This is a genomic window from Streptomyces sp. NPDC032472 (genome assembly GCF_040636955.1).
Taxonomy (GTDB): Bacteria; Actinomycetota; Actinomycetes; order Streptomycetales; family Streptomycetaceae; genus Streptomyces.
On sequence record NZ_JBEZVK010000053.1, the window covers coordinates 18943 to 45268 of the forward strand.

At 75.2% G+C, this 26326-nt stretch carries 22 protein-coding genes; 14 read left to right on the forward strand and 8 right to left on the reverse strand.

Annotated elements, in window-relative coordinates; all coding sequences use genetic code 11:
- Nucleotides 1-16: 16 nt before the first annotated feature.
- Entirely contained in the window at nt 17-877 is an 861-nt protein-coding gene (locus tag AB0F11_RS28250) for a helix-turn-helix transcriptional regulator (RefSeq protein ID WP_362179393.1), read from the forward strand.
- A gap of 93 nt (nt 878-970) precedes the next feature.
- Here the strand turns inward: AB0F11_RS28250 and AB0F11_RS28255 are convergent, their stop codons facing one another.
- Entirely contained in the window at nt 971-3271 is a 2301-nt protein-coding gene (locus AB0F11_RS28255; protein ID WP_362179396.1) for a helicase, read from the reverse strand.
- A 247-nt stretch (nt 3272-3518) separates the two neighbouring features.
- Between AB0F11_RS28255 and AB0F11_RS28260 the strand changes: the two genes are divergently transcribed.
- The 7 genes from AB0F11_RS28260 (at nt 3519) to AB0F11_RS28290 (ending at nt 9694) form a co-directional block, all read left to right on the forward strand.
- On the forward strand, nt 3519-3713 hold the full coding sequence (locus AB0F11_RS28260) for a hypothetical protein (RefSeq protein WP_362179399.1): 195 nt from the start codon (nt 3519-3521) through the stop codon (nt 3711-3713).
- Nucleotides 3710-4369, forward strand: a complete 660-nt coding sequence (locus AB0F11_RS28265; protein ID WP_362179401.1) for a DUF6328 family protein — start codon at nt 3710-3712, stop codon at nt 4367-4369. Before AB0F11_RS28260 ends, AB0F11_RS28265 begins: the two co-directional genes overlap by 4 nt.
- Nucleotides 4370-4438: 69 nt before the next feature.
- Nucleotides 4439-5137, forward strand: a complete 699-nt coding sequence (locus tag AB0F11_RS28270; protein ID WP_362179404.1) for an aspartate/glutamate racemase family protein — start codon at nt 4439-4441, stop codon at nt 5135-5137.
- Nucleotides 5138-5413: 276 nt separating this feature from the next.
- Nucleotides 5414-6622 (forward strand): low temperature requirement protein A, encoded by a 1209-nt coding sequence (locus AB0F11_RS28275; RefSeq protein WP_362179407.1) that lies wholly within the window; start codon nt 5414-5416, stop codon nt 6620-6622.
- 1109 nt (nt 6623-7731) lie between these two features.
- A complete protein-coding gene (locus AB0F11_RS28280) occupies nt 7732-8613 on the forward strand; it encodes a hypothetical protein (RefSeq protein ID WP_362179409.1) in 882 nt (293 codons plus the stop codon).
- Nucleotides 8614-8709: 96 nt separating this feature from the next.
- Nucleotides 8710-9246, forward strand: coding sequence for a hypothetical protein (locus tag AB0F11_RS28285; protein WP_362179412.1), 537 nt, complete (start codon nt 8710-8712; stop codon nt 9244-9246).
- Nucleotides 9247-9370: 124 nt separating this feature from the next.
- A complete protein-coding gene (locus AB0F11_RS28290) occupies nt 9371-9694 on the forward strand; it encodes a YdeI/OmpD-associated family protein (RefSeq protein ID WP_362179415.1) in 324 nt (107 codons plus the stop codon).
- A 77-nt stretch (nt 9695-9771) separates the two neighbouring features.
- Here AB0F11_RS28290 and AB0F11_RS28295 read toward each other — a convergent pair whose 3' ends face one another.
- Nucleotides 9772-11856, reverse strand: coding sequence for a SpoIIE family protein phosphatase (locus tag AB0F11_RS28295; RefSeq protein WP_362179418.1), 2085 nt, complete (start codon nt 11854-11856; stop codon nt 9772-9774).
- A 401-nt stretch (nt 11857-12257) separates the two neighbouring features.
- Here AB0F11_RS28295 and AB0F11_RS28300 point away from each other — a divergent pair, with 401 nt between their 5' ends.
- The 4 genes from AB0F11_RS28300 (at nt 12258) to AB0F11_RS28315 (ending at nt 19078) form a co-directional block, all read left to right on the forward strand.
- Nucleotides 12258-12623 (forward strand): hypothetical protein, encoded by a 366-nt coding sequence (locus AB0F11_RS28300; protein WP_362179421.1) that lies wholly within the window; start codon nt 12258-12260, stop codon nt 12621-12623.
- Between the two features lie 162 nt (nt 12624-12785).
- Nucleotides 12786-16688: a helix-turn-helix domain-containing protein gene (locus AB0F11_RS28305; protein ID WP_362179423.1), complete on the forward strand. Its 3903-nt coding sequence runs from the start codon at nt 12786-12788 to the stop codon at nt 16686-16688.
- A gap of 147 nt (nt 16689-16835) precedes the next feature.
- Nucleotides 16836-17690 carry an NlpC/P60 family protein gene (locus AB0F11_RS28310; RefSeq protein WP_362179426.1) on the forward strand — a complete coding sequence of 285 codons (855 nt, stop codon included), beginning with the start codon at nt 16836-16838 and terminating at the stop codon, nt 17688-17690.
- 149 nt (nt 17691-17839) lie between these two features.
- Nucleotides 17840-19078, forward strand: a complete 1239-nt coding sequence (locus AB0F11_RS28315; protein WP_362179428.1) for a serine hydrolase domain-containing protein — start codon at nt 17840-17842, stop codon at nt 19076-19078.
- Between the two features lie 69 nt (nt 19079-19147).
- On the opposite strand, the gene AB0F11_RS28320 is transcribed toward AB0F11_RS28315, so the two are convergent.
- From AB0F11_RS28320 to AB0F11_RS28340, 5 genes are all read right to left on the reverse strand, one after another.
- Nucleotides 19148-20098, reverse strand: coding sequence for an ABC transporter permease subunit (locus AB0F11_RS28320; protein ID WP_362179431.1), 951 nt, complete (start codon nt 20096-20098; stop codon nt 19148-19150).
- Nucleotides 20095-21060: an ABC transporter ATP-binding protein gene (locus AB0F11_RS28325; protein WP_362179433.1), complete on the reverse strand. Its 966-nt coding sequence runs from the start codon at nt 21058-21060 to the stop codon at nt 20095-20097. Before AB0F11_RS28325 ends, AB0F11_RS28320 begins: the two co-directional genes overlap by 4 nt.
- On the reverse strand, nt 21057-21491 hold the full coding sequence (locus AB0F11_RS28330; RefSeq protein ID WP_362179436.1) for a GntR family transcriptional regulator: 435 nt from the start codon (nt 21489-21491) through the stop codon (nt 21057-21059). The genes AB0F11_RS28325 and AB0F11_RS28330 overlap by 4 nt, the downstream gene beginning before the upstream one ends.
- Nucleotides 21492-21669: 178 nt before the next feature.
- Nucleotides 21670-23091, reverse strand: coding sequence for a HAMP domain-containing sensor histidine kinase (locus tag AB0F11_RS28335; protein WP_362179439.1), 1422 nt, complete (start codon nt 23089-23091; stop codon nt 21670-21672).
- Nucleotides 23084-23761, reverse strand: coding sequence for a response regulator transcription factor (locus tag AB0F11_RS28340; RefSeq protein WP_362179443.1), 678 nt, complete (start codon nt 23759-23761; stop codon nt 23084-23086). Before AB0F11_RS28340 ends, AB0F11_RS28335 begins: the two co-directional genes overlap by 8 nt.
- 133 nt (nt 23762-23894) lie before the next feature.
- Between AB0F11_RS28340 and AB0F11_RS28345 the strand changes: the two genes are divergently transcribed.
- On the forward strand, nt 23895-24509 hold the full coding sequence (locus AB0F11_RS28345; RefSeq protein WP_362179446.1) for a hypothetical protein: 615 nt from the start codon (nt 23895-23897) through the stop codon (nt 24507-24509).
- Nucleotides 24510-24538: 29 nt separating this feature from the next.
- Here the strand turns inward: AB0F11_RS28345 and AB0F11_RS28350 are convergent, their stop codons facing one another.
- The gene (locus tag AB0F11_RS28350; protein WP_362179448.1) at nt 24539-25300 is read right to left on the reverse strand and encodes a GntR family transcriptional regulator; all 762 of its coding nucleotides are present in this window, start codon (nt 25298-25300) and stop codon (nt 24539-24541) included.
- 67 nt (nt 25301-25367) lie between these two features.
- Between AB0F11_RS28350 and AB0F11_RS28355 the strand changes: the two genes are divergently transcribed.
- Nucleotides 25368-26156 carry an SDR family oxidoreductase gene (locus AB0F11_RS28355; RefSeq protein WP_362179451.1) on the forward strand — a complete coding sequence of 263 codons (789 nt, stop codon included), beginning with the start codon at nt 25368-25370 and terminating at the stop codon, nt 26154-26156.
- Nucleotides 26157-26326 lie beyond the last annotated feature (170 nt).

Sequence of the window (26326 nt, forward strand, 5' to 3'; positions counted from 1 at the left end):
GCGGCAGGCTGGTGTCATGACCACTGTGGCACCCGAGAGCGACGTACGCCGGCACGAGCTGGCCGACTTCCTGCGCAGCCGCCGCGAGCGGATCACCCCCGAGCAGGTCGGGCTGCCGCGCGGCCGGCGCCGGCGCACCCCGGGGCTGCGCCGCGAGGAGGTCGCACAGCTCTCCGCGGTCGGCGTGACCTGGTACACCTGGCTGGAGCAGGCCCGCGAGATCCAGGTCTCCGCGCAGGTCCTGGACGCCCTGGCACGCGCCCTGCAGATGGACTCCAGCGAGCGGGCGCACCTGTTCGCGCTGGCCGGCGGCACGGACCCCGCGGCCCACACGCCGTGTTCGAGCGTGACCCCGGCCGTGCAGGCGATGCTGGACCAGCTGGCGCCGTTCCCGGCGTGCGTGCAGAACAGCCGGTACGACATCCTCGCGTACAACGCCACGTACGGCCGGCTGCTGTGCGACCTGGACGCCCTGGCGCCGGAGGACCGCAACTGCCTGTGGCTGTCGTTCACCAACGCGGGCTGGCGGGCGGCCGTGGCCGACCCCGAGGAGCTGATGCGGACCATGGTGGCCAAGTTCCGGGCCTCGATGGCCGAGTACCTCGCCGACCCCGCCTGGAAGCACCTGGTGGCCAGGCTGGAGGCGGAGTCGGCCGAGTTCCGGGAGCTGTGGGCGCGGCACGAGGTGGTCGGCCAGGGCTCGCGGGCGAAGTACATCCGCAATGCGCACGTCGGGCTGCTGCACCTGGAGCACACCAACATGTGGCTCGGCCCGGCGGCGGGGCCGCGCCTGGTGACGTACGTGCCGCTGGACGAGGAGACCCGCCAACGCCTGGAGCAGCTCCAGACGTTGGTCGACGAGCCGGCCCTCGTCTGACGGCCGGCTGCCCCGGACCTGCCGGCGCCGCCTGGCCTACCGCGCCCCGCCTGGCCAGCCGGGCCCCGCCTGGCCTACCGGGCCCCGCCTGGCCTACCGGGTCTCCGTCCTCCCGTCCCCGTCGGCTTCCAGGCCCTCGGGCAGGCGGCCCGAGTGCACCACCCCGAGGGACTGGGTGGCCCGGGTCAGGGCCACGTACAGGTCGCTCGGCAGGAGGTCGGCCGGCTCGACGACGACCACCGAGTCGAACTCCAGGCCCTTGGCCTGCCGCGGGTCCAGCAGGACCACCGCCCGGGTCAGGTCGGGCTCCGCGCCCGCCCGTACGTCGGGCAGTACGCCGGCCAGCGCCCCGTGCAGGTTCCGCGGGGCGATCACCGCGAGCCGGCCCTCGGCGGGCGCGGCCCCGCCGGCCATCCCTCCGACGGCCTCGGCGACCGCGGCGGCGACGTCGTCCGCGGCCCGCACCCAGGGCCGCCGCCCGGTGGAGCGCACCGAGCTCGGCGGCTCGAACCTGGGGTGGCGGGCCCGCAGCACGGCGGCCGCGACGTCCATGATCTCGGCGGGCGTACGGTAGTTGACGCCGAGTCGGACGAGCTCCCAGCGGTCCCCGACGTACGGGTCCAGGATCTCCTTCCAGGATCCGCAGCCCGCCTCCTCGCCCGTCTGGGCCGGGTCGCCCACCAGGGTCATCGACCGGGTCGGGCAGCGCCGCATCAGCAGCCGCCACGCCATGGCGGACAGCTCCTGCGCCTCGTCGACGATGACGTGCCCGAAGGCCCAGGTGCGGTCGGCGGCGGCCCGCTCCGCGGTGCTGCGGTGGTCGGCCTCCTCGTGCCGCTCCGCCATCCGCTCGGCGTCGATGATGTCGTGCGCGGCGAGGAACTCGTTCTCCATGTCCTCGAACTCGTACGACTCCGAGCCGGCCGACAGGTCCAGCACGCCCTGCGCGTACGCGATGCGCTCCTGGCGGGCGCGCTCCTCGGCGATGCGCTGCGCGCTGTCGTCGACGCCGAGCAGTTCGGCGGCCTCGTCGAGCAGCGGGATGTCGGCGGGCGTCCAGTCGCCGCCGGTGCGGCGGATCAACTCCGCGTCCGCCTCCGGGAGGTGGGTGGGATCGGCGAGGAAGTCCGCGACCAGGCCCTGCGGGGTGAGCGGCGGCCACAGGAAGTCGATCGCGGAGTGCACCTCGGCGCTGGTCGCGATCTCCTTGCCGAGCTGGGCGATGTCGTCGGGCCCCAGCAGGTTGGGGCCGCCGTACGGGTCGGCGCCGAGCCGGTCGGCGAGCTGCTCGGTGAGGGCGTCGATGACGGCGAACGCGAAGGTGGGGCGGGCCAGGTTGTGGGGCAGCCCGGTGGCGCGCGCCCGGTCCCGGGCCGCGTGCGCCATGGTGCGGTCCAGCAGCAGGGTCCCGTACTCGTCGTGGTCGATCTCCAGGGCCGGTTCGGGGACCACGGAGCTGTCCTCGCCGGTGTCGGCGGGCACGGTCTCCGGGAGGGTCTGCCGGTCGCGTACGACCCGGGCGAGGACCTCGGCCATCCCTGCGCGGCCCTTCACGGCCGCGGCGCCGGGCCGGTCGGTGCCGGTCGCGCGGATGCCGGGGAACAGCTCGCCCATGGTGGCGAGCAGTACGCCGGTCTCGCCGAGGGAGGGGAGCACCTCGCCGATGTAGCCGAGGAACGCCGGGTTCGGACCCACGATCAGCACGCCGCGCTTGGCGAGGAGTTCCCGGTGGGCGTAGAGGAGGTAGGCGGCCCGGTGCAGGGCGACGGCCGTCTTGCCGGTGCCGGGGCCGCCTTCCACGACGAGGACGCCGCGGTGCGGGGAGCGGATGATCCGGTCCTGCTCGGCCTGGATGGTCTGGACGATGTCGTGCATCCGGCCGGTGCGGGCGGCGTCGAGCGCGGCGAGCAGCACGGCGTCCGCGTCGGCGCCTTCGAGCCCGGTGCGCTCGGGGTCGGTGAGGTCGAGGATCTCGTCGTGCAGGGCCGTGACCTCGCGGCCCTTGGTGGTGATGTGGCGGCGCCGGCGCAGGCCCATGGGGTGGTGGCCGGTGGCGAGGTAGAACGGGCGCGCCACGTCGGCCCGCCAATCGAGGACGAGGGGCGTGCGCTCGGCGTCATCGCGCCGGATGCCGATCCTGCCGATGTGGTGGTCGCGGCCGTCGGAGAACTCGAGGCGGCCGAAACACAGGCCGTTCTCGCCGGTGTTCAGCGCGGACAGCAGGCCCGACTGCTCGGCGACGAGCACGTCGCGCTCCAGGCGGGCCTGGAGGCCGGTGCCGGCGGCGGACAGCGCCTCGCGCATGGTGCGTTCGGCCTGGTCGCGCAGGTCGTCGAGGCGCGCGTAGAGCCCGTCGATGAATTGCTGCTCATGACGGAATTCCTCGGTTGACAATTTCACTCCCGACCCGATACAGTGTCACCGTAAGGCTTTTTTGAAGCATGCCGTAAAGCGGCGTGCGAAACATCAAATATACGCGGTGGATCACCCCGGACGTCAATTCGTTCCGGGGCTTTTTTGTATCCCCGCATGCCGCCGTGCTCTCGGGGCAGGCGTCACCCGTACGGCCCACTTGTCAGGCCTTCCGCACCCGGCCCTGCTGTGGTGGAGGGACAAGCCGTCGACCATACGGGGAGCTCACATGTACGAAATGCACCTCGGTGAGGCGGTCACCGGGCAGGGGCCGGTCTGGCACGTCGTCACCCACGACCGCTCGACCACCCTGTGCGGCCGCCCCCTCCTGCCGGCCGACAACGTCGAGACCGACCACCACTGCATGCCCTGCATGACGGCCTTCCGCGACGTCATGGGCCGCCGGGGCACTGGGGAGCAATGACACCCGGCCCGAACCCTCCCCCGGAGCAGGATCCGGGCTCGGCGCAGGACCCGAGCCCGGATCCGAGCCCCGATCCGAGCCCCGATCCGAGCCCCGATCCGAGCCCGGATCAGGACCCGAGCCCGGAGCGGGACCCGAGCCACGAGTCGGACCCGTACCGCACGAACGGCAGGCACGAGTCACCCAACGAGCGGGCCGACCGCCAGTGGCAGGAACTGGTCCAGGAGATCCGCGTGGCCCAGACGGGCGTACAGATCCTCTTCGGCTTCCTGCTGACCGTCGCGTTCACCGCGCAGTTCAAGGACCTCGCGGCGGCGGACCGGACGATCTACGTGGTCACCGTCGTCCTGGGGTCACTGGCGACCGGGGCCCTGATCGGCCCCGTCGCCTTCCACCGCATCGTCGCGGGCCGCCGGATCAAGCCCGAGGCGGTGCGCTGGGCCTCGCGGCTCACCTTCGCGGGCATCGTGCTGCTGCTGGCGACCCTGGTCGCGGCCCTGTTCCTCATCCTGCGCGTCGCCGCGGACCACTCCATCGTCCCGTGGCTCGTGATCGGGGTGCTGGCCTGGTACGTGCTGTGCTGGTTCGCGCTCCCGCTGTGGGTCCGCAGCCGCCATACGCAAGCCCGCCCGGGAGGCCCTAGCAAACCAAAGTGATCCTTATGGATCGAGGCTTTGTTACCCTCCTTCCCTTATCGAAGTGGTCGAGGAGGAGGGACGGCCGACGTGAAGACGATCGGACTGCTGGGCGGAATGAGCTGGGAGTCGACCGCCGAGTACTACCGCCTGCTGAACGAGTTCACCCGCGACCGGCTCGGCGGCCTGCACTCCGCGCGCTGCGTCGTGTACTCGGTGGACTTCGCGGAGGTCGAACGCCTCCAGTCCGAGGGCCGCTGGAGCGAGGCCGGCGAGCTGCTGGCGGCGGCCGCCGGAGCCCTGGAGGCGGCCGGAGCCGACCTCGTCCTCCTGTGCACCAACACGATGCACAAGGTCGCCGACCGGGTCCAGGCGGGCATCAGCGTGCCGCTGCTGCACCTCGCCGACGCCACCGCGGACGCCGTGAGGGCGGCGGGCATCGGCCGGGTGGGCCTGCTCGGCACCGCGTTCACCATGGAGCAGGACTTCTACCGCGGGCGGCTGGCGGCGGCCGGACTCGACGTCCGGGTGCCCGACGCCGGCGGGCGCGCCCTGGTGCACCGGGTGATCTACGAGGAGCTGTGCCGGGGCGTCGTCCGCGAGGAGTCGCGCGCCGCCTACCGCGCCGTCATCGAGGCGCTCGCGGCCGACGGCGCCGAGGGGGTCGTCCTCGGCTGCACCGAGATCGAACTGCTCATCGGGCCCGACGACAGCCCCGTCCCGGTCTTCCCGACGGCCCGCATCCACGCCGAGGCCGCGGTGACGGCGGCCCTCGCCACCGTCGGGTAGCGCGCTTCGCCACGCGGGGCCCCGGCTGCGCGTGGTGTCATACGAGGAGCGGACGGCAGGAGGCGGGAGGCAAGGGCGCAGGCATGGGGACACCACCGTGGGGCGCGGGGGCACGCGGCGGGGACGCCGCGGGCGAAGGACACGCCGCGTGCGAAGGACACGCCGTGGGCGGCGGCACGCCGACGGCGGCCGGAACGCCCGGGGTGCCCTTCGCCGGGCACGCCGACGGCGAAAGGCACCCCGTGAGCGGCGGCACCTCGTGAGCGGGGGCACCCCGTGAGCGGCGGGCACGCCGGGGCGGCGGCTGCCGACGGGCAGGCGGCGCGCGAAGGCCGGCACGCCGACTGGCTCGAGCTCTTCTTCGACCTGGTCTTCGTCGCCATCGCCGCCCAGGTCTCCCACCAGCTGCACGGCGACCCGGGCCTGCGCGACTTCGCCGTCTTCCTGGGCCTGTACTTCCCGCCCTGGTGGCTGTGGGTCAACCTCACCGTGTCGGCGAACCTCTTCGTCGACGACAGCCCGCGCCGCCGGCTCCTGATGCTGTCCGCCATGTTCTGCATCGCCGTCATGGCCGCCGCCGTGCCCGAGGCCGACGCGGGCCGCGGATCCGTGTACGCCCTCGGCTACGCCGGGACCCGGCTGGTCCTCCTCGGGCTGTGGTGGCCCGCCACCCGTTACCCGCCGCCGCGGCGGGTACCGCGCTGGCGCCCGCTGTCGTACTGCCTGGGCTCCGGCGTGCTGTGGGCCGCCTCCGCCGCCGTGCCCACGCCCTGGCAGTACGCCGTCTGGGGCGGGCTCATCGCCGCCGAGATGGCGCTGCTGCTCACCGCGCGGGGCGCCGGGATGCCCGGCCGCGTGGACACCGGGCACCTCGTCGAACGCGTCGGGCTGGTCGTCATCATCGTGCTGGGCGAGTCCGTCATCGCGCTGGTCACCTCCGCGGACCACGCCTGGACGCTGCAGGCCGGACTCGTCGGCGGCCTCGGATTCGTGCTGCTCGCCGCGCTGTGGTGGTCGTACTTCGACTTCGGCTCGACCTCGGCGGAGATCGTCCTCGCCGCCGCCGATGACCGCCGCGCCTATCTCCTGGCCCGCGACATGGGCGGCTTCCTGCACTTCTTCGTGACCGCGGGCGTGCTGTCGATGGCCGCGGGCCTGGCCACCGCCGTCGAGGACGCCGCGCACCCGCACCTGCCGTCCGGTGCCGTCTGGGCCCTGGCCGGCGGTCTGGCCCTGTACCACGCGGCCCACGCTGGCATCGCCCTGCGCTACGGCCGCCCGCTGGGCTCGGTCGCGGTGTGGGCGGTTCCCGGCATCGGGATCCCCCTGCTCGTCCTGTGGGCGGCGGGGCGCCTCACCCCGTGGCTGGTGGTCCTCCTCCTCGCCGCGGAAGCCGTGGCCCACCTCCTGTACGCCCGCGCCATCCTCCGCCGCCGCCTGGCCGCCAAGGCCGCGGCGGCGGCGCAGGACGACCGGGCTCCGTAACCGGTCAGGCAGGCGGCGCCTCCAGACCGACCAGGAGGCCCGCGACGTCGAGGCCCGTGGCGAGGTACTCCTCGAACACCCGGTTGTTCAGCGCCCAGGGGGGACCGCCGCCGCCGTACGGTGCCGATGGCCGCCGCGGCCTCCTGCCCGTACCCGATCAGCGCCTGCGCCACGACCAGGCCGGACCGGTTGTAGCCGGAATGGCAGCGGACCAGCGTGGTCCGCTCGGCGCGCACAGCCCGGCCGACCTCGTCGGCCAGCTGCTGGACCACCCGGAGCTGCGCCGCGGTGAGCGGGCCGTCGGGGATCTCGGCGAGCCGGTGCTCGACGTCCGGCCCAGGCCCGTGTCCCGGCCGGGTGAACAGGCTGACGACCAGGTCGAACTCCCTGCCCACGACCGCCTGGCGGGTCCGCCCCAGGCCGTCCACCCAGTAGTGACCGCCCATCCAGAGCCCCGGAACGATCTCGTTCCAGGAAGCCTCCGGCGGCTCGGGCGCGCCGGACTCCTTGCGGCGTGTCCTCATGGTCGTCCCCCTCTCCGACGAGCCGGTCGTCGCTTCCGGCCCTGCCCGTCGTGCCCTGTCCTGCCCCTCCTCTAGAGGCTCTCGCGGCCCGTCTCCCTGTGTCAGTGATTCGAGCAGACCGGCGGATTGTGCTCGGCCGGAGAATTTCTGCTGCTGGCCCGTTCGGTCGGGCCGCCCGTGCAGTTCCGGTCTTGGGCACGAACTCGTACGGGTCGCTGCGGTACGGGTCGGAGTGCTGGGTGAAGAATCCGCAGACCTGGCGCGCGGCCTGGACCGGGGAGGCGGGGCGGTCCCTGTTCACCAGTTCCCGGACGACGGCGGCCGCGGATGCGGCGGCAGGGGCGGCTGTGGCGGGGTGTTGCCGGTGGGTCGCGGGTGGCGGAACGGAGGATCCATTCCGCAGGCGACGGGGTCCGTCGCCGGGGCGCCAGGCGCAGACGGAGGTCGCGGTTCACCCCAGTGGCACAGCGGTCCGCGCGTCACGCGCCTGTGGGGCCGCGTTCTACGCTGGGCGGGGCCGGGGCGTGCGCAACCGGCCGGGCGGGGACGATCGGGTCGCCGCCGGCTGCGACAGGAGGCGCGGGGATGACCGACACCGCCCGGGTGGCCCTGGCCACCTCGGCCGAGGGCCTGGCCTGGGACACGGACCTGCCGGGGATGCTGGAGGCGCTGCGGGCGCGCGGCCTGGACGCGGTGGCCGCGCCCTGGGACGACGGGGGCTTCGACTGGTCGCGGTACGACGCGGTGGTCGTCCGCTCGACCTGGGGGTACGCCCGGCAGCGGGCGGCGTACCTGGCCTGGGCGGATGCGGTCGGGGCCGTGACGCGGCTCGACAATCCGGCCGCGGTCCTGCGCTGGAACACCGACAAGAGCTACCTGCGGCACCTCGCCGGGCGGCGCGTGCCCGTCGTCGCGACCCGCTTCATCGCCCCCGGCGAGGAGGTGGTGCTGCCGGAGCGCGGCCAGTTCGTGGTCAAGCCGGCCGTCTCGGCCGGCGCGTACGACACCGCCCGCTACGCCGAGGAACACCACGGGCCGGCGGCCGGACACGTCGCCGCACTGCATGCCGCCGGGGCCACCGCGATGGTGCAGCCGTACCTGGCACGGATCGACGAGGGCGAGCGGGCGCTGGTCTTCCTCGGCGGCGTCTTCAGCCATGCCGTCCGCAAGGGGCCGGTGCTCACCGAGGTCGGGGTCATCGACAACGACCGGGCCCCGCACCCGGATCTGGTACCGCACCGGCCGACGGCCACCGAACTGGCCCTGGCCGGGGCGGCGCTGGCCGCCGTACCGGACGGGGGCCGGCCGCTGCTGTACGCGCGGGTCGACGTGGCGACCGGCGACGACGGGGAGCCGGTGGTGATGGAGCTCGAACTCGTCGAGCCGAACCTGTTCATGGGCCACGGCGGGGACGCGCTACGGCGCTTCGCGGAGCTGGTGTACGACCGCGCGGCAGCGGCCCGCTGACGGGCGTGTGGACGGGCCCGGTCGTTACGGGTCAACTCCCTTGGAGGAAAGGGTGATTCCGCGGCCGACGGCACCCCCGGCTGCCACCATGCGGGCATGAACTCACGACCCGTCGCGGCCGCGGTGGCCGCCGTCTCGCTCTTCACCCTCGTCGGCTGCGGCAGCGCCCCAGGCGCGTCCGACTCCCGGGCCGAGGGCGCCGCCGCGGCCGCCGCGGCGCCCGTGGCCCCCACCGCCCCCGCCGCCTCCGCGGAACCGTCGGCCCCGCCCGCCACGGAGCCTCCCGCGGCCGCGTTCGCATCGGCCTCGGCTCCGGTTGCCTCCTCGGACTCCCCCGGTGCGGCGCCGGCCTCCCCTGCCGGTTTAACCCCCGCCCCCGGGCCCGAGCAGCGCGCCACGTACCTCGCGTCGCTCGACAAGATCGACCCGGAGATCGTCGGCGGCGACGAGGAACAGGCCGTGGGCCGGGGCCTGGAGCAGTGCCGGTTCATGGCGGGCGAGCAGGACGCCGGCAGACGCCTCGAATCGGCGGCCGGGCGCTTCACCGGGCCCACCCATCCCAACGGCTTCGGCCCGATGAAGAACGTGCTCATCCTGGCGGCCGTGAAGGTCAACCTCTGCCCCGCCTCCTGAGCGGCGGCGCTGTCGGACCCGGCCGATGGCCTGGCGGCATGGACGAGTTGGATGCGCTGGACGGAGTGGAAGTGATCGCGTTCGCGGACGCCGTGGGCGCCGCCCCCGGAGCCTGTGGTCGCAGGTGAACGTGGAGCGGGTCTCGGCACTGACCGCGCTCGGCCGGATGCGCGAGCCGGGACTCGCCGAGGTGCGCAAGGCGCAGGAGGACAGGCGGTTGGCCGGGGCGTACGCCTCCCGGAAGTCCGCGACCGTGCCGCCGGACGTGGCGGCAGCCCTCGATGCCGGGCCGGAGGCGAAGCAGGCCTTCGAGGCGCTCGACCGGACCGGCCGCTACCTGGTGATCCTGCCCGTCCTCCAGGCCCTGACGCCCGAGGCCCGGCGGACGCGGATCGAGCGGGCCGTGGCCCTGTTGGCCGAGGGCCGGGAGCGTCCGCCGGGGCCGTGAGCCGTGGCCCGGGAGACCGGTCCAGCCGCCGCCGGTCCGTCCGAACAACCGGTGGTGAGGCGGGGGTTGAGTAACCGTCATGCTCCGGTGGGCCCGGGTGCCGGCGCGCGGCGGACCCGGGCGAGGACGAGGACGGTGTCGTCGGTGGCCGTCTCGGGCAGCAGCTCGGCGAGGATGCGGTCGGCCGCCTCCTCCAGCGAGCCGACCGGCCCGGCCAGCCGGCTGCGCAGCGCGTCGATGCCGGTGTCGATGTCCTGGCCCCGCGCCTCGACGAGGCCGTCGGTGTACAGGGCCACGGTGGCGCCCTCGGGGAGCTCGGCCCCGGTCGTCCGGTACGCCACGCCGCCGACCCCCAGCGGCACCCCGGGCCCCTGGGCGAGGGCATCCACCGTGCCGTCCGGGCGCCGGACCAGGGGCGGGGGGTGACCCGCGTTCGCCATGAGGGCGCGGCCGGTGTACGGGTCGTAGAGCAGGATCTGGCAGGTCGCCCAGTCGATCCCGGTCTCCTGGGCGCAGTCGTCGAGCTCCGCGAGGAGCGCCGCGGGGTCCCGGACGTGGCGGGCCAGCGCCTTGGCGGTGATCCGCAGCCGTCCCATGGCCGCGGCGGCGGGGACCCCGTGGCCCATCACGTCGCCGACGACGAGGGCCACCCGGCCGTCGGGCAGGGCGATCGCGTCGTACCAGTCGCCGCCGACCTGGGTGACGCGGCTGCCGGGCAGGTAGCGGTGGGCGATGTCGACGTACGGGCCGGCGGCCGGGGCGCTGGGCAGCAGGGCGCGCTGGAGGGTGAGCGCGATGTCCTGGACCCGGCCGTACAGGCGGGCGTTGTCCAGGCACAGGGCGGCGCGGGAGGCGAGTTCGCCCGCGAGGCTGAGGTCTTCCTCGGCGAAGGCGGGGCGGGCCGCCGAGCGGCCGAACATGGCGATGCCCTGCACGGTGCCGCGGGCGATGAGCGGGGCGATGAGGATGCAGGCCAGCCCGCTGGACAGGAGCAGCTTCGCGCGCTGGGCGTGGGCGACGGTGCGGGTCACGAACTCCTCGTTGACGGGCACGGACAGGGGGCGGCCGGTGCTGAGCATCTGGTGGATGCTGGAGCCGGGCGGGTACGTCACCTTCTCCAGGCCGCTCACCAGCTCGACGGCGGGCTGGGCGAGGGTGGTGCGCGAGGCGATCCGGCGGGTCGACAGCGGCAGCAGCGGATCGAAGTCCGCGGTCTCGTCCATCCATTCGACGAGTTCGACGACGCAGGCGTCGCAGAAGTCCGGTACGGCCGCCTCGACGAGCTCGCGCGCGGTGACCTCCAGGTCGAGGGTGGTGCCGATGCGCGCCGCGGCCCGGTCCAGCAGGGCGAGGCGCTGGCGGGCGGCGCTCGCCTCGAGGATGGCCCGCTCGCGGTCGGTGACGTCGACGACCAGCCCGCCCAGGCCGCGCCGGGTGTCGCCCGCGCCGCTCAGCGGGAAGAAGCTGACCGAGCGGACCTGGTCGCGGTCGGGGTGGCCCGGTGTGCGCAGGCCGACGAGCGCGGCGATGACGGGCCGGTCCTCCCGGGCGACGGAGCGCAGCATCCGCTGGAACTCGCCGCCGTCCGAGGTGAGCATCACGTCGGTCACGGGGCGGCCGAGATGGTCGGCGACGGGGACCCCGTCCATGTCGGCCAGGGCCTGGTTGAGGTGGACGTAGCGCAGTTCCTCGTCGAGCATGACCAGGCCGATCGGGCAGGTCTCGAAGAGGGCGTCGAGGAAGGCGAGGTTGGTCTTCACCCGGTCCAGCTCCTCCCCCCGGCTGGCCAGGCCCAGGACCACGGAGCGCCCCGCGGGGTCGGCCAGCGGGAAGACCCGGAAGCCGCAGTCGAACACGTTGCCGTCGCGGTGCCGGGCGGGCATGCGCACGCGCCAGTACCCGAGGGTGCGGGCCCGCTCGGCCAGCCGGTCGGCGCCGCCCGGGGCGCCCGGCGCAGGCTCGGGGAAGAGCAGGCCCGCGGGCCGGTCCAGCGCCGCGTCGGCCGGGTACCCGAAGAGGTTCTGCGCGCCCGGGCCCCAGTAGCGGATGCGGTCCTCGTCGTCGATGCCGAAGACGGCCACCACCACGTGTTCCAGCAGGGAGCCCGGTTCCGACCGGATCGGGCCGGGGTCCTGCGCGCCCCCCAGCCGGTCCGGTGGCATCGCCGGCCCCCTTCTGCGCGCCTGCCCTGCGGGTGGCTGTCGTGGCTGTCCGGTACCCGCGCGGCAGGCGCGGCGCGGGTCACTCCCTCAATTCTGCCCGGCATCCGCCAGACCGGACATTCCGGCGGCGCACGGCAGCCCGCCCCGTTGCCCGCCCGGGGCGTTCCGGCAGGTCGGGGGCGGTTTCCCGGACGATCCGGCGACGGGCGACGGGCAACCCGTCGACCTGCTGCCGGGGGCGGAGACAGGCTGAAGCCGCGGAAGAAGCCGCCGGACGCCGCCGGGCCCGAAACCGCCGGCACGGCACCGGCCGGTGCACACCACCTGCCGGTGCACACCACCGGCCCGCGCACACCACCGTGACCGCGACCGCGGGAACACAGCCTTCAGGGGGACACACCATGCGCAAGACGATCCGCGGCGCCGCCGCACTCGCCACCGCCGCCGCGGCCCTCGTGGCCCTGGCCGGGACCGCCGACGCCAGGCCGACCGACGACTGGGCGGGCTGCCCCTACGGAGCGGTGTGCATCTACCCGCAGAACCAGGACCCGGCCGTGGCTCCGAGCCAGATCTTCTACAGCTACGGGGCGCACAAGCTCTTCGACCAGTACGGCAACCACTGGGTCCTCAACAACCAGTACGGCGGCGCCACCGCGAGCCTGTGCACCGGCTCCAACGGCACGGGCTGCGGCGCCCCCATAGCCCAGCAGACCGGTGTCTACGCCGACCTCGGCCCGATCAACTCGATCACCCTCAACCGGCCGTAGCCGCCCACCCGTTCGGACAGCCTTCCGGATCCGCCGCCCGGCGGGGTCCGGAAGGCTGCCGTCCTGCGCTGTTTTCCGCCATGCCGTGCGCAGCGCGCGTTCCGCCGTCCGACCCCCGCGGTAGCCTGGGCCCGCCATCTCACGACCCGGTCGCGCACTGCCATGGGGGATGCCGTGGGGGATGCCGTAGGGGACCCACCGTCGGAGCCGACGTCGGCCGAAGTTCCTTCGTTCCCGGCCCGGTTACGGCGGCTGCGGGTGCAGCGCGGCCTGTCGCTGGCGGCCCTGGCCCGGCAGACGCATTACAGCAAGGGCTACCTCAGCAAGATCGAGACCGGCGCCAAGCGCGTCACCCTCGACGTGGCGCTGCGCTGCGACCGGGTGCTGGAGGCGGAGGGTGCGCTGGTGCGGCTGGCCCGGGAGGCGGAGGCGCAGGCCGCCCGCGCCGGGGCGGGCCGGACCGCGGCGCAGGCGCCGGACGGCGGTCCGCAGGCGGAGGGCGAGTGCCCCTACCGGGGGCTGGCGGCCTTCACCCCGCAGGACGCGGGCCGGTTCTTCGGGCGGGAGCGGGCCACGGCCGCGCTCGTGGAGCGGGTCTTCGAACGGATCGGCAGCGGCCCGCTGGTCCTGGTCGGCAGGTCCGGCGCCGGCAAGTCCTCGCTGCTGAGCGCGGGCCTGGTACCGGCGCTGCGGCGCGGCGGCGGCTTCCCGATGGCCGGCGCGGACGGCTGGCCGGTCGTACGGTTCACCCCGACGGCGCATCCGCTCCAGGAGCTGCTGGACTGCACCGCGAAGGCGCTGGGCGGCGACCTCGGCCTCACCGCCGAGGAGGTACGAGAGCGGCCGGAGCGGCTCCTGGAGGCCGTACACCGCCTGTCGGACGGTACGCCCGCCGGCGCCGGGCATCCGCGGGGGCCCGGCGTGCGGCCGGTACTGCTCGTCGACCAGTTCGAGGAGGTTTTCACCCTCTGCGGTGACGAGGACGAGCGGTGCGCGTTCGTCCGGGTGCTCTGCGCCCTGGCCGCGGCCCGGCCGGGGGACGCTCCGGGGCCCCGGCACGATCCGGCGCCCCGGCACGATCCGGCCGTCGTCGTGATCGGCGTACGGGCCGACTTCTCCGGGAGCTGCCTGGACCTGCCCGAGCTGGTCCCCGCCTTCACCGACGGGCTCTTCGTCCTGCCGCCGATGTCCGTGGCGGAGCTGCGGGAGGCCGTCACGCGCCCGGCCGAGCTCGCCGGGCTCACCCTCGAACCGGGCCTGGTCCCGCTGCTGCTGCGCGATGCCGGGGTCGGCCCCGACGGCGCGCCCGGATCCGGCTCCGCACCCGCCGGCGCGCTGCCGCTGGTGTCGCACGCGCTGCAGGCGACCTGGGAGCGCCGCGAGGGGGCAGCCCTGACCGTCGCGGGCTACGAGCACACCGGCGGCATCCGGGGCGCCGTCGCGCAGAGCGCCGAGAGCGTGTTCGCCCGGCTGTACCCGGCGGAGCAGCGGATGCTCCGCCGGATCCTGGTGGCGCTGGTCCACGTCGCCGACGGCGCGGCGGCGACCCGGCGCCGGCTGGAACGGGCCGCCCTGCTGGAACAGCTCTCCGACGCGGCCCCCGCCGCACACGCCCTCGACGCGTTCGTGCAGGCCCGGCTGATCACCGCGGACCGCGACACCGTGGAGATCGCGCACGAGGCCCTGCTGCACGCCTGGCCCCGGCTGCGCGGCTGGATCGACGCCGACAGGGCCGGGCTGCTGGTCCACCGCCACCTGGCCGAGGCCGCCGAGGAATGGGAGCGGGAGGGCCGCGACCCGTCGGTCCTGTACCGCGGGACCCGGCTGGAGAACGCCCGCTCCTGGGCGGACGGCCTCGGCGGCCGCAGCCCGCTCACGCCGCTGGAGGCCTCGTTCCTGCGGGCCGGGCGGGCCGCGGAGGACGCCCGGCGGGCGCAGGCCCGACGGCAGGTCCGCATCCGGCAGCGGATGCTGGCCATGCTCCTGGTCCTGCTGGCCCTCGCGGTGACCGCGGGCGCCGTCGCGTACCGGCAGCGGGCGGGGGCGCTCGGCCAGGAGCGCGCCGCCCGTTCGGAGGCGCTGGCCGCGCAGTCGGCGTCCCTGGCGGCCGGCCGGCCCGAGGAGTCGATGCGGCTCGCGCAGGAGGCGTACCGCACCCAGACCACGGCGGCGGCGCGCGGGGCCCTGCTGAGCACACAGGCACAGCCCTTCCTCACCCGCCTCGGCGGTCACAGCGGCCCGGTCAACGCGGTGGCCTTCGGCCCCGGCAACGGGCTGCTGGCGACGGCCGGCTCCGACGGGAAGGTCCTGCTGCGCCGGGTCTCCGACCGCCGGACGACGGCGACGCTGTCGGTCCCGGGCCGGGTCCGCGCGGTCGCCTTCGCCCCCGACGGGCGCACCCTGGCGACGACGTCCACCGAGGGTCCCGTACAGCTGTGGGACACCGCCGGGCGCCCCGCGGCCGTGCCGGCGCCGGACACCGCCGACGCCCGGGCCGTGGCGTTCTCGCCCGACGGGCGCACCCTCGCCGTCGCGGCCGCCGACGGCACCGTACGGCTGCACGATCCGACGGGCGGCGCGGGCAGCACAGCGGGGCAGGGCGGGCCCGCCCCGGCCACGGTCCTGGCCGGCCACACCGGCAGGATCGACGCGCTGGCGTACGCGCCGGACGGCCGCACCCTCGCCTCGGCGGGCTCCGACGGCACCGTCCGGCTGTGGGACCCGGCCACGGCCGAGGAGCTCGCGGTCCTGCGGGGCCATGCCGGCGAGGTGCTGGGCGTGGCGTTCTCGCCGGACGGGCGGAGCCTGGCCAGCGGCGGCGGCGACCGGACCGTGCGGCTGTGGGACGTGGCCGGGCGGCGTACGACGGCCACGCTGACGGGGCACAACGACGACGTCAACGCCGTCGCCTGGACCCCGGACGGCACCATGGTGCTCAGCGCCGGCGGCGACGGCACCACCCGGCTGTGGGACGTCCCGAGCGGCCGCCTGGTGTCGACGCTGTCCGGCCACACCGACTACGTGCTCGCCCTCACCGTGGACGCGACGGGCACGACGCTCGCCACCGCCGCCTTCGACCAGTCGGTGGTGCTGTGGGACCTGCGCGGTGCGGCGCTGACCGCCCGCCCCTTCACCGAGGTCCGGCACGCCGCGTACAGCCCGGACGGCGGGCTGCTGGCCACGGCCGGCGGCGACCGCACGGTGCGGCTGTGGGACGTGGCCGGGCGGCGGCCGGCCGCGGCGCTGGAGGGCCATACGGGCACGGTCTACTCGGTGGCGTTCGGGCCGGACGGGCGGGTGCTGGCCTCGGCGGGCTCGGACGGCACGGTCCGGCTGTGGGACGTCGCCGCGCACCGGGCGCTGGCCACGCTGCCGGGCCACGGCGGCATCGTGTTCGCGGTGGCGTTCTCCCCGGACGGCCGGACCCTGGCCTCGGCCGCCTCCGACCGCACGGTACGGCTGTGGGACGTGGCCGCACGCGCCCCGCTGGCCACGCTCACCGGCCACACGGACTTCGCCAACGACGTCGCGTTCAGCCCCGACGGGACCACCCTGGCCAGCGCGGGCGACGATCTGACCGTACGGCTGTGGGACGTGGCGGGGCGCCGGCCGCTGGCCACGCTCACCGGCCACGCGGGCGCGGTCCGGGCCGTCGCCTTCGGCCCGGACGGGCGGACGCTGGCCAGCAGCGGCAACGACGGCACCGTACGGCTGTGGGACGCCCGGCGGCACGGGGCCCTCGCGGTGCTGGCCGGCCCCGCCGGCTCCGTACGCGCCCTGGCCTTCTCCCCCGACGGGCGGATGCTGGCCGCCGGCGGCAACGACCGCACGGTACGGCTGTGGGACGTGCCCGGGCGGCGGCTGTGGGCCGCGCTCGCGGGCCACGGGAACGCGGTGTGGGGTGTGGCCTTCTCCCCCGACGGCCGGACGGTGGCCAGCAGCGCCGGCGACGGCACGGTACGGCTGTGGAACACCGATCCGGGGGCCCGGCTCGCGCAGATCTGCCGGCTGCGCACGCCGACGGTGCCTGCGTCGCCGGCGGCGGAGTGTGGCGAGCGGTCCTGATCTGCGGGGGTTTCCCGCAGGGTTTCCCGTTGCCCGTACGAGTGGTGCGCCTTCGGGATCTCGACGCGCCGGGCGCCGCCGCGCCAGGCTCTCGTTGCACGGGCGGTGACGGCGCGTCACCGCCGCGCGAACGAAACGGGGTTCTCCATGCTGCGCCGATCCAGTGTCCTCGGCACGCTCATCGCCCTCCTGGCCCTCCTGCTGTGCGCGCCGTCGGCGCCCGCCTCGGCCCCGGCGGCGGCCGACGGCTCGTGCCGGGTCCTGGCGCCGGGCGCCTCCGCGGCGGCCGAACGAGCCGTCGCCGCCGCGTGCGAGCAGGTCGCGGCCGGCATCTGGTACACCTGGGGCGGAGGCCACGGCCCCCAACCCGGCGCCACCTACGGTCAGGTGGACCCTACCGACCCGGCCAGCGAGCACGATCCCGAACGGCTCGGCTTCGACTGCTCGGGCCTGATCCGGTACGCCTACGCGCAGGCCGCCGGCTCGGACCTCCTCGACGGGACGGCCTCGGCCCAGTACTACACGCACCGCGCGGCCGAACGCTTCACGGCCGACCGGGGGCTCGCCCCGCTGCTGCCGGGCGACCTGCTGGTGTGGGGCACCTCCCAGGACCTGCACCACATCGCCCTCTACCTGGGGGCGGGCCGGATGGCGGAGGCCCGGCAGTCCGGGACGAAGCTGATGGTCAGTGACGTCCGGCTGGGCGGCGACTACTACGGGGCGGTGCGCGTCAACACCGGTCCCGTGACCGGGTCCCTCTTCCGGACGTGGGGCACGGGCGTGTGGACCAAGGCCCTGCCGTCGACCGCGGCGGCGCGGGTGTACGCCTTCCCGGGGCCGACCACGATCCGGGTGCAGTGCCAGAAGCACGCGGAAACCGTGACCTCGGACGGCTACACCAACGACGCCTGGTCGTACCTGCCCGACTACCGGGCCTGGGTGACGAACATCTACATCCAGGGGCCGGCCTGGCTGGACGGCGTACCCACCTGCACCTTCTGACCCGGCGCGGATGCCCGGGCGGCCGCCGGGCAGGCCGTACGATCCCCCTTCTCCCCCTCTCTTCCCCTCTCTTGTCCTTCTCCCCACTTCGCCCTCCTCCCCCACCTTCTGCCCCTTTCCCCATAGTTCACCGCAGTCGAGGAGCACCGTTGCGCCCGTCCCCCCACCGCCGTCCGACCATCGGCGCCGTCCTGCTGGCCGTGACGGCCGCCCTGGCGCCGGCGGCCACCGCCCACGCCGTCGCCCCACCCGCCGCGGCCACGGCCCCGGTGCCGGCCCCGGCGCCCGATGCCGAGGCCCTCGTCCGGGCGTTGCGCAGCACGACCGCGGCCGGGGCGCCCGGCGCCATGGCCCGCTTCACCGGTCCGGGCCGGGTGCTGGCCCGGACGGTGGGCGTACGGGACCGGTCCACGGGCGCCCCCATGGACCCGCAGGCCCGCTTCCGGATCGGCAGCGTCACCAAGACCTTCTCCACCGTCGTCCTGCTCCAGCTGGTGGCCGAGGGCCGGCTGGGGCTGGACGACCCGGTGGTGCGCCACCTGCCCGGGCTGCTGCGCGACGACCGGATCACGGTGCGCCACCTGCTGACCCACCGCAGCGGGCTCGCGGACTACACGGAGGCGATGTTCGCGCGCACCGTTCCCGGCTTCGAGGCCGTCCGCACCAGGGTGTTCGCCCCGCGCGAGCTCGTGGACCTCGCGCTGCGCGAGCCGAGGACCTCCGAGCCGGGCGCCGCGTACGGGTACTCGAACACCAACTTCATGGTGGTCGGCATGCTCATCGAGAAGGTCACGGGGCACCCGGTGGGCCGGGAGTACGAGGACCGCATCATCAGGCCCTTGAAGCTGCGCGACACCTCGTACGTGCACCCGGCCACCGCCGTGCGGGGCCGGCACGTGCGCGGCTACCTCCACCCCGACGAGGCCGGGGCCCCGCTGGTGGACTCGACCGAGCAGACGGCGTCCTGGGCGCAGGCCGCCGGAGCGATGATCTCCAACCCCGCCGACCTGAACACCTTCGTGTCCGCGCTGCTCGGCGGCCGGCTGCTGCCGGCGCGCCTGATGGACGCGATGCTCGCCATGAGCCCGACCGATGCCGCCGGCACCCGGTTCTACGGACTCGGCCTGCGCCGGTACGACCTGTCGTGCGGGGTGTCGGTGTACGGCCACACGGGCACGGTGCAGGGCTACTACACCTACGCCTTCGCCACCCGGGACGGCCGGCGCTCGCTGGCCGCGATGGCCAACACCTCCAACCGGGGTGAGGCCAACACCGCCCTGGGCGGCACGCTGGAGGCGGCGTTCTGCGGGACTCGGGCCGCGGCGGCCCCGGCAGCCGGGCGCGGCTTCGCGGTCCGGGCGGAGCCGGACCTGCCGGAACGCGGCTGAGGCACCCCGCCGCACGGGCCTGACGGCCGGCGCCTCCACGGGGGTGGGGCGCCGGTCGGGCGGCGGGTCTCAGACGAGGTGACGGCGGCGGTGCAGCAGAACGGCCGTCAGGGCGACCAGGGCTGCGGCGAGGCCGAGGTAGACCACGGTGTCGAGCGCCTGGAAGGTCCAGAAGTCGGAGCTCGGGTAGACCTTGTGGACGCGGCCGACGTAGCCGTGCTCGGCCATGCAGGCGCGCAGTTCCTCACCCGAGAACGTGCAGTTCTCCAGCGGGTGCTGGACGCCGTCGGGGGTGAGGTAGCGGTAGCCGGCGGACCAGGCGCTGCCGATGAGCTGCTTGGGCGTCGTGCCGGGGGTTACCCGGTCGGTGGGGCTGACGAAGTCGCGGCGGAAGAGGGTCAGGAAGGCGGTGGTGCCCAGGACCGCGACGGCGGTCAGGCCCATGGCCGGCAGGGTGCGGCGGACGAGCAGGCCGATCGCGGTGCCGGCGGACAGCGCGAAGAGGGAGCAGGCCACGGCGGCGGGGCCGGACCCGTTGAGGATGTACGGGTCGTGCCAGTAGACGCCGTTCTGCATGTTGGAGATCGGCGCCCACCACCAGGCGAGGAGGGCGGCGACGGCGGCGGAGACGACGGCGGCGCAGAGGGCGGCGAGGCCGAAGCGGGCGGCGAACCAGCTGCGGGCGCCGACGCCCTGGGTGAGGGCGACCTTGACGGTGCCCCGTTCCAGTTCGCGGCCGATCAGCGGGGCGCCCCCGAACATGCCGATGACGGCGGGCAGGAGCACGGAGGCGGTGCCCAGGACCCGGATGCCCGGGGTGTGCTCGAAGACGGCCACCTCGGTGGAGGAGCGGCAGGCGCCGTTCCAGCCCTTGCAGGAGGAGAGGTCGTAGCCGCCGACCGCCGCCATGAGGTCCGCGCGTTCCAGGACGACCCAGACCGCGCAGCCCGCGACGAGCAGGAGGCCGGCCAGGATCAGCAGGCGCTGCTGGCGCCAGGCGAGCCAGAGGGTGCCGTTCATGCCGCGGCTCCCGTCTGCGCAGTGGGCCGGGCCTGGGCCGCGGCCGACGGTGGTGGGTCCGTACGGGGTGTGGAGCGCAGGTGGGCGAGGAGGAGTTCCTCGAGCGAGGGGGTGGCGGTGACCCAGCGCCCGTCGGCGCCGGCGGGGAGGGCGGAGCCGGGTGCGTTGCGGATGACGGCGGTCACCTGGCGGCCGGTGGTGGTCGCCTGGACGACGGCGGAGCGGTCGGCGCCGGGGGGCAGGCCGTCGGACGTGTCGGGGTCGGCGCGGCCGGTGAGGCGGGTGTAGGCCTCCCGGAGGTCCTGGGTGTCGCCCGCGAGCCGGATGCGGCCGTCCTGGAGGAGCAGGACGTGGTCGCAGACGTGCTCCAGCTCGGGCAGCACGTGCGAGGAGATCACGGCGGTGATGCCGCGGTCGGCGACCTCGGCCATGAGCAGGCCCATCACCTCGTGGCGCGCCAGCGGGTCCAGGTCGGCGAGCGGCTCGTCGAGCAGGAGGAGGTCGGCCTGCTTGCCGAGGGCGAGGGCGAGGGCGACGCGGGTGCGCTTGCCCCCGGAGAGGGTGCCGACGCGGGCGGTCAGCGGGATGCCGCCGTCGCGGACGAGGCGTTCGGCCTTGTCCTGGTCCCAGCGGCGACCGCCGAGCCTGCGGCCCACGGCGAGGGTGTCCTCGACGGTGAACGTCGGGTAGAGGGGCCGGTCCTGGGCGACGAAGGCCGTACGGTCGCGGGCCTCACGGCTGCCGGGGGCGGCGCCGAAGACCCGTATCTCGCCGCCGGTGGGCCGCAGCAGACCGGTCATCAGGTGGAACAGGGTGCTCTTGCCCGCTCCGTTGGGGCCGACGAGCGCGGCGATGCGGCCCGGCGGGAGCTCGAACGTGCAGTCGCTCAGGGCCTTCTTCCCCCGGTAGGCGTGTTCGGTCGCCGTTGCCCGGAGCGCCGGAACGGCGGTCGGGTCGTTCACGTGGTGTCCTCTCGTGACGGTGCGTCCGCGCCTGGTCGGGGCGCGGGCGCGGGGGCCGTCGTCTCGGCGAGTGCCGCCTCGACGAGGGCCAGGATGTCGGCGCGCCCCAGTCCTGCCGCATGGGCTCTGGCCGTCCAGGCGAGGAGCTCGGCGCGCAGGGGCGAGTCGGCCGCGGCTTCGGGGCGCGACAGGGAACGGGTGACGAACGTGCCCCGGCCGGGGCGCGGTTCGACGAGTCCCTCGCGCTCCAGCTCGCGGTAGGCCTTCAGCACGGTGTTGGGGTTGATCGCGGTCGCCTCGACGACGGCCCGGGCCGTGGGCAGCCGGTCCCCCGGTTCCAGCACGCCCAGCCTGAGCGCCTGTTTGACCTGGTTGACGAGCTGCAGGTACGTGGCGACCCCGCTGTGCCGGTCCACCTGAAACTCGATCATCGCCCGCCCTACTCCTGCACCATTCCACTAATGTGTTAGTGGAATGGTGCAGCGATGGGTGAGGGTACGTCAAATCGAGGCATGCCGAGGTGACCGGGTGACGAGTTGACCGGGTGACGAGGTGACGAGGTGACGAGGTGACGAGGTGACGAGGGGGGAACGGCCTGCCGGTGCCGGCTCAGGCGTCCAGCGGGAGCCGGGCCACCAGGCGGGCGCCCTGCGGGGAGTCCGCGACGTCGAGGGTGCCGCCGAGGCGGGTGGCGATGTCGCGGGCTATGGCGAGGCCCAGGCCGGTGCCGCCCTCGTCGCGGCTGCGGGCGTCGTCGAGGCGGGTGAAGCGTTCGAAGACGCGCTCGCGGTCCTCGGGGGCGATGCCGGGGCCGTCGTCGCGGACCTCCAGGACGGCCGTGCCCCGCGCGGCGTCGGCACGCAGCGAGAGCCGGACGCGCTGCGCGGCGTGGCGCTGGGCGTTGTCCAGGAGGTTGGTGACGAGACGGGAGAGCCAGAGGGTGCTGCCGCGTACGGTGGCCTCGTCGGCTATCTCCAGCTCGACGGGGATCCGGTCGCCGCGCCGGGCCCGGGCGGCCTCCCGGGCCACGTCGGCGAGGTCGACCGCCTCGGCGGGCGCGGGCTCCGAGGTGTCGAGGCGGGCCAGCAGGAGCAGGTCGGAGGCGAGGTCCTGGAGCCGGACGGTGTCCTCCAGGGCGCCGCCCACCAGTTCGCCCCACAGGGCGGGATCGGGGTGGGCCTGGGCGACCTCCAGCTGGGTGCGCAGCACGGTGATCGGGCTGCGCAGCTCGTGCGAGGCGTCGGCGATGAACCGGCGCTGGCGGATCCCGGCGGCCTCCAGCCGGTCCAGGGTGGCGTTCATCGTGGCGGCGAGCCGGGCGATCTCGTCCTGGCTGCGCGGGACGGGCACGCGCCGGTGCAGGTCGCGTTCGCTGATCTCGGCGACCTCGGCGCGGATCGCCTCGACGGGGCGCAGCGCCCAGCCCGTGACCCGCCAGGTGACGAAGCCCACCGTGAGGACGAGCAGCGGTACGACGACGGCCAGCGCGGCGGTGATGGTCTCGTCCGCGGTGTCGGCCTGCCGCAGCGAGGTGCCCGCGTAGACGGTGACCAGCCCCTGTCCGGTGACGGTGGTGACCTGCACGACGCGGTGGCGGTGCTCGCCGCGGGCGGGTGCGGCCTTCCAGGTGCCGCGTACGGTGCCCGGTTTGCCCGGGCGGACGGGGGTGAGGGCGGGCCGGCCGAGCAGGTCGGGACTGGCCGCCAGGACGCGGCCCTTGGCGTCGACGACCTGGAGGAAGTCGGCGCCGCGCCCCGGGGTCAGTACGGGTTCGAGCCGGCCCGAAGCGGCCAGGGCGGCGGTGGCGAGGGCCTGCTGTTCGGCATCGGCCTGGGCACCGCGCACCAGGTTGCCGTCGAGCGCGCCGACCAGGGCGAAGGCGGCCGCCCCGAGCGCGAGGGCCACCACGGTCGTGGCGCCGAGCGTGGCCCGGGCGCGCACGGAGCGGGGGCGCAGTCGGCGGAGTGCCCTCAGGGCCCGGGCCGTGAGGCGGCGCAGGGCCGCGGCCGGGCGGGGGCGGGGTTCAGCCACCGTCGGCCGCCAGCCGGTAGCCCGCGCCGCGGACGGTCTCCACCGCGGAGCGCCCGAACGGCGTGTCGATCTTCCGGCGCAGTGCGCTGACGTGGACCTCGACCACGTTCAGGTCGCCGTCGTACGCCGAGTCCCAGACGTTCTCCAGTATTTCCCGTTTCGGTACGACTTCTCCGGCGCGCCGGGCCAAGTACTCCAGCACCGCGAACTCGCGGGAGGTGAGCCGGGCCACGACGGCGCCGCGGGTGCACAGCTGCCGGGCCGGGTCGATCACCAGGTCGCCGAACTCCATGACCTGCGGGCTGCGCCGGCCGGTGCGCCGGATCAGGGCGCGCAGCCGGGCGACGAGGACGACGTACGAGAACGGTTTGGACAGGAAGTCGTCGGCGCCGGTGTCGAGGGCCTCGGCCTCGTCGTACTCCCCGTCCTTGGCGGTGAGCATCAGGATCCCCGATTCGCAGCCGCTCGCGCGCAGCCGGGCGCAGACCCGGTAGCCGTTGAGGCCGGGCAGCATGATGTCGAGGACGATGGCGTCGTAGTCGTGCTCGGCGGCCAGCCACAGGCCCTGCAGGCCGTCGTGGGCGACGTCCACCGAGAAGCCCTCCGCCTGCAGCCCCCGCTGCAGGGCTGCGGCGAGCCGCTTCTCGTCCTCGACCACCAGTACGCGCATGGGGACCAGGGTCTCAGGTCGCGCGGCCGGGTTGCTGAAGAGGTCTTCAGCCGCCTTCAGCGGGGCTTCAGCTTCCGGCGGGCAGGATCGCGCGGGCCGGGCACGGTGTCCGGAGAACGCGAGGAGGAGTCACATGACTCAGTCCAGTCCCCAGCCCTCGGAATCCGCGACGGACGCGGAGGAGACGAAGGCCGCCGCTCCGGCGGGCCAGGGCCGTGCCCGCGTGGTGCGGCTGGTCCGCGAGGGCCGTACCCGCTGGGTTGCGCTCGGGCTGGTCGTCGCGGTCGGCGGCGGGGCCGCCGCGGTGGCGGTGGCCGAGCACCACCACGGCGGGCGCGGCCCCGCCCGGTTCGCGGCCGAGGGCCGGGAGCACGGCCACGGCGGGAAGCCGGGGGACGGCCCGTTCGCGGGCAAGCGGCACAAGAGCGGCAAGCCGGCGATCGTCGACGGCAAGCGCGGCTGGCCGGCGCCGGCCGCTCCGGGGCAGCGGCCGGGCGGCGGCGGCCTGAAGGCCCCGGCGCCGCTTCCGTCCCTGCCGGCGGCCCAGGCCCTGGAGAAGGCGGCCGCAGCCGTGGAGGGCGGCAAGGTCGAGGCGCTGCGGCCGATACCCCAGGAGGGCGGCAAGAGCGGCTGGCTGGCCGTGGTGATCGGACCCGACGGGGTGCGGCACGCGGTCACGCTGTCCGGTGAGGACGGCACGGTCACCGGCAACACCGTGGCCGGCAAGGGGCTGCGCGGCGGCCGCTGACGTTGCACGGGCGGGCCGGCGGGCGGTGTTCAGACCTCCCGCCCGGCCTCCCGCCCGGCCTCGGTCCCGGCCTCCCGCCCGGTCTCGGTTCCGGCCTCGGTTCCGGCCTCGGTTCCGGCGAGCTGCCGGCACAGCACCCGGCAGGCCGACAGCACGTGCTCCTCGGCGGCCTCCTGGGCCGCCTGCCCGTCGCCGGCGCGCAGGAGCCGTACGAGCTCGCGGTGCTCCTCGACCACGGCCGCGCGGTAGTCCTCGTGGCCGAGGCGGACGCGGGTGAGCTGGTAGAGGTGGACCTGCGAGCGGATGCCCGCCCAGCCGTCGTACAGGCGGCGGTTGCCGGCGAGGCGGTGGATCCGGTCGTGGAAGTCCAGGTCGAGGGCGAGCAACCGGGGGCCGTCCGCGCCGCGGGCGAGCTCCGCCGCCATCTCGTCGACCCGCGCGTCGAGTTCGGCGGTGTCCTGCGCCCCAGCCCGCTCCGCGGCGAGGCGGGCGGCGAGGCGTTCCAGGGCGGCACGGACCGCGTAGAGCTCCTCCGCCTCCTGGGCGGTGACCTCGATGACGTTGGTACCGCGGTGCCAGGCGCTGCGGGTGAGCCCCTCGCGCGCGAGGACGGCCAGGCCCTCGCGCACCGAGCCCCGGCTGATGTCCAGCGACTGGGCGAGCTCGACCTCGCGCAGCGGGGCGCCGGGCGGGAAGTGCCCGGCGAGGATCGCCTCGCGGATCCGGTCGGCAGCCTCCTCGGCCAGGCCGCGGCGGCGGGCGCGGCCCATGCCGGCCGTGTTGATGTCCATATGTCGAATGTTGACATTCCTCGGCTGGTGCGGTCAAAGTCGGTTCAGCGAGCGGAAGGAGACCGCGATGGCCGCGACGAGCCGACCCGACGACGTCGGACCCCCGCACCGGGGCGTCCTGGTGACCGGTGCGTCCCGGGGCATCGGGCGGGCGATCGCCACCGCGTTCGCCCGGCGCGGGGACCGGGTGGCCGTGCACTGCTCCACCCGGCGCGCGGATGCGCTGGACACACTGGCGGCGCTGGAGGGGGACGGGCACGTGCTCGTCGAGGGCGACCTCACCGACCCGGTGCGCGTCGAGGCCCTGGTCGACGAGGCGGCCGACGCGCTGGGCGGGGTGGACGTGCTGGTCAACAACGCCGCGGTGATGGTGCCCCACCCCCTGCCCACCACCTCGTACGCCGCATGGCAGGAGGCCTGGCAGCGCACGGCGGCGGTGAACCTCTTCGGTGCGGTGAACGTCAGCTACTGCGCCGCCCGGCGGATGATCGACGAGGGGCGGGCGGGCCGCATCGTCAACGTCGGGTCGCGCGGCGCGTTCCGGGGCGAGCCCGACCATCCCGCGTACGGGGCCACCAAGGCGGCGCTGCACGCGTTCGGGCAGTCGCTGGCCGTCTCGCTCGCGCCGCACGGGATCGCGGTCGCCTCGGTGGCGCCGGGCTTCGTCGCCACCGAGCGGGTCGCGGACCGGCTCGCCTCCGCCGAGGGCGGGGCGATCACCGCGCAGAGCCCGTTCGGGCGGGTCGCGGAGCCGGAGGAAGTCGCCTCCGCTGTTCTCTACCTCGCCTCCCCCGAGGCCACCTGGTCCTCGGGCACCATCCTGGACCTCAACGGCGCCTCCTACCTCCGCACCTGACCCGCCGCCGGGCCCCGGCCGATCCAGCCGCCCCTCCCCTCGAAGCCGGGCCATTCGAAGCCGGGTCCGGCCGATCCAGCCACGCCGGCGTTTGAGGCGCGGGGGGGGGGGCTGGCCGCTGGGCGCCGGCGGCGCGGTGGCGGGGGGGCGCCCCCCTACCCCCCCGCCCG

Coding starts and splice junctions, on each gene's coding strand:
- AB0F11_RS28250 (WP_362179393.1), top strand. CDS start 17: ATGACCACTGTGGCACCCGAGAGCGACGTACGCCGGCACGAGCTGGCC.
- AB0F11_RS28260 (WP_362179399.1), top strand. CDS start 3,519: ATGTACGAAATGCACCTCGGTGAGGCGGTCACCGGGCAGGGGCCGGTC.
- AB0F11_RS28265 (WP_362179401.1), top strand. CDS start 3,710: ATGACACCCGGCCCGAACCCTCCCCCGGAGCAGGATCCGGGCTCGGCG.
- AB0F11_RS28280 (WP_362179409.1), top strand. CDS start 7,732: ATGACCGACACCGCCCGGGTGGCCCTGGCCACCTCGGCCGAGGGCCTG.
- AB0F11_RS28285 (WP_362179412.1), top strand. CDS start 8,710: ATGAACTCACGACCCGTCGCGGCCGCGGTGGCCGCCGTCTCGCTCTTC.
- AB0F11_RS28295 (WP_362179418.1), bottom strand. CDS start 11,856: ATGCCACCGGACCGGCTGGGGGGCGCGCAGGACCCCGGCCCGATCCGG.
- AB0F11_RS28300 (WP_362179421.1), top strand. CDS start 12,258: ATGCGCAAGACGATCCGCGGCGCCGCCGCACTCGCCACCGCCGCCGCG.
- AB0F11_RS28305 (WP_362179423.1), top strand. CDS start 12,786: ATGGGGGATGCCGTGGGGGATGCCGTAGGGGACCCACCGTCGGAGCCG.
- AB0F11_RS28310 (WP_362179426.1), top strand. CDS start 16,836: ATGCTGCGCCGATCCAGTGTCCTCGGCACGCTCATCGCCCTCCTGGCC.
- AB0F11_RS28320 (WP_362179431.1), bottom strand. CDS start 20,098: ATGAACGGCACCCTCTGGCTCGCCTGGCGCCAGCAGCGCCTGCTGATC.
- AB0F11_RS28330 (WP_362179436.1), bottom strand. CDS start 21,491: ATGATCGAGTTTCAGGTGGACCGGCACAGCGGGGTCGCCACGTACCTG.
- AB0F11_RS28340 (WP_362179443.1), bottom strand. CDS start 23,761: ATGCGCGTACTGGTGGTCGAGGACGAGAAGCGGCTCGCCGCAGCCCTG.
- AB0F11_RS28345 (WP_362179446.1), top strand. CDS start 23,895: ATGACTCAGTCCAGTCCCCAGCCCTCGGAATCCGCGACGGACGCGGAG.
- AB0F11_RS28350 (WP_362179448.1), bottom strand. CDS start 25,300: ATGGACATCAACACGGCCGGCATGGGCCGCGCCCGCCGCCGCGGCCTG.
- AB0F11_RS28355 (WP_362179451.1), top strand. CDS start 25,368: ATGGCCGCGACGAGCCGACCCGACGACGTCGGACCCCCGCACCGGGGC.